The organism is Anaerobacillus alkalidiazotrophicus (assembly GCF_001866055.1).
Genome location: NZ_MLQS01000036.1, coordinates 1 through 2,437 on the forward strand (window position 1 = coordinate 1; position 2,437 = coordinate 2,437).

3 protein-coding genes are annotated in these 2,437 nt (G+C 30.1%); all 3 read left to right on the top strand.

Annotated features, from left to right (window positions below; translation table 11 throughout):
- Positions 1-108: 108 nt before the first annotated feature.
- From BKP45_RS21295 to BKP45_RS21305, 3 genes are read left to right on the top strand one after another with little or no spacing between them, the layout of a single operon-like run.
- Entirely contained in the window at positions 109-528 is a 420-nt protein-coding gene (locus tag BKP45_RS21295) for a hypothetical protein (protein ID WP_071391113.1), read from the top strand.
- A 10-nt stretch (positions 529-538) separates the two neighbouring features.
- Positions 539-1,201, top strand: a complete 663-nt coding sequence (locus tag BKP45_RS21300) for a hypothetical protein (RefSeq protein WP_071391112.1) — start codon at positions 539-541, stop codon at positions 1,199-1,201.
- Positions 1,201-2,106 (top strand): hypothetical protein, encoded by a 906-nt coding sequence (locus tag BKP45_RS21305; protein ID WP_071391111.1) that lies wholly within the window; start codon positions 1,201-1,203, stop codon positions 2,104-2,106. The genes BKP45_RS21300 and BKP45_RS21305 overlap by 1 nt, the downstream gene beginning before the upstream one ends.
- The last annotated feature ends 331 nt before the right edge of the window (positions 2,107-2,437 follow it).

The following is a 2,437-nucleotide window of genomic DNA, read 5'->3' on the forward strand; positions in this document are numbered from 1 at the left end:
TAAAAAAACTGAATAATAAATAATATTCTTTATTATTGATTCCACTATATTCCTACATAAGGTAAAATTGGAGGTGAATTAATATATTAATAGGGGCTGATGTATAATATGTCAAATTTTGTAGGTATTAATATTAAAGACACAAGCAATAGTAATATTACTCTTGGTGATGGAAATTTGCTTCTTATCCGTCAAAACATTTCAAAGTTACTCGAATCGGAAGCAAAACCCAGTAAAGAGACATGGGAAAATGTACATAAAGAAATAATAAATTTAAGAAATATAGTAAAAGAGTTAACAGATGAATACGAAGTAATAAGAGATGAACAGTTAACTCCTGCTGTTTCAAAAGCAAAAAGGGAAGTAGAAAAATTAGTTGAAAACTCACATTTAGATAAGAAGGACTTCGTAGAAAAATTCACTAATATATTAGATATTACTAATAAGTCAGATCAGATTATAAATATCGTTAAACCATATATTGTTAAAATAGCAAAAATTATTGGTTTATCTGGTATACAGTTATAGGAGTACCGATATGTTTATAGTACCTAATCTAGAAGATGTGAAAATAGCTATAATTAAATTACAAACAGAAAAATATGAATTATTTGGATTTCTACTTTATACACAACTAGATGAAGAAATAGTTGAGTATATGAAAAATGGAATTTATGATTTAGATCGACTATCTGGTGAAACGTGTGCGATTTTTGTCATCGAGTCACCTAGCATTCAATGGATTGAATATACTAGGCGTACTAAACACAAATGGTGGAAAATAAATGAGAAAATGCTAATCGAAGAACTTAAAAGATTAAAAGAGGAACAAGAAGAAAGACATCTAGACGCAGCAAGATTATTTGCAAATATAACTCTCTCTAATATAGAGAACAGCAATATTATTCTCGGTGACAATAATATAATAGACGCTAACAATAAAATTTCTTTAAAACAATTACTTGAACCAGATTTAAACTCCCCCTATGGTCCTAGTGAAGCAATAGATGTTGCTAGACACTTTAATCTAAGGTTTGCTGAACTACCATCTCTAATCTTTTTTGAAGACCTAGATAGTCACATCCTTTGGCACTTACCATTACGAGGTAAGAGTAAGAATGAATTAACCTACTGTTTCAGAGATTTTTTTGATAGTGAAGAATTCTATAATTTATTAAAAAGCAAGGGGGTAAATATTTAGTGTTAGAAAAGATACAGTTAAACACAAAAATGGAATATATTTTGCAAGAAGTAAATTTAGAATTATTGCCAACTGAAATTCGAAAACACAACCTTGTTAGTTGGATTATAGGGTTCACATCCCATTCAAAAGATAAGCCATCCATATATGATTACTCTGATGACTACAATACATTTTTTTCTTCAGAGGTAAACCGCCTAATTCAAAGTTCTATAGTATCTAATACAACCTATTATCTTGCCTCATTGTTTCATCTTGGACGTCAATGGAAAACATCACTTTCTGCAATCGATTTGATTGAACAAGCACTTCAGGAAACAAACCTAAAGAAAACTGTTTATGAAAATCGTTCTCACATTGTGGAAGTTATTGAAAAATTAGAACTTAGTTCTTTGCTAGAGAACCTGGATGCTGATCTGGAGAAAGTGATGGAGTCAATTCTGAAAAAAGCCCTAGATGATCATCGACAAAAAATACTTACTGCAAAACTCTACTGGCAAATATGGAAAAAAGAGGTGCAAGATTATCAAGAGCTAGTAAACTATTCAGATTTCAAACAACTTCATTACTCTATTTCTAGATATGAAAATTATGAGCATTCATTAAAAGAAGACTTTATAAATGAGCTAATTAATCTGGTTACTACGGATTTCCTAAATAAGGAGCTATATTCTACATTAAATAAAGAAACTGGTATGCGTTTAAAGAAATCTATTGATAGGTCAGCTCTACAAGACCTTTATCTGTTCACTTCAATTTTAAATGATTTATTTGAATCAGAAGAAGAACGCACACACTACTACAACTTATTCTTAAATAGATACATACATCGTCTTCATGTTGATATCGTTTCAATAAAGAAAAAATCAAATCGAAGGAACGCTAAAAAAACAATCGACTGGTAGCTTTTATTAGTTTTTATTTAAGGCATGCTGGATCCATTTATTTAGGCTGTCAGCCTACTTGCTTTATAAATATTTAAAAAGATTGAGCCTGGGACATAACTAGCCAAAAATAAAGAAAAAAGGTTCCGATTATTGTATTTGATGATCGGAACCTTTTTTCGATTGGATTATTTTCATGACCATTAGTTCCGTTCGCGTTTATGTGTTGTCCCTTTTTTCACAAAATTGAGTACTAGTTTAAATCCTTTTTTGTCTCTCATGAAAGGCGCTCCTTTCTTTTGTTTTCGTTCAACATTTTTATTATTGCAAAATTATTTTTAAATCATGTTAC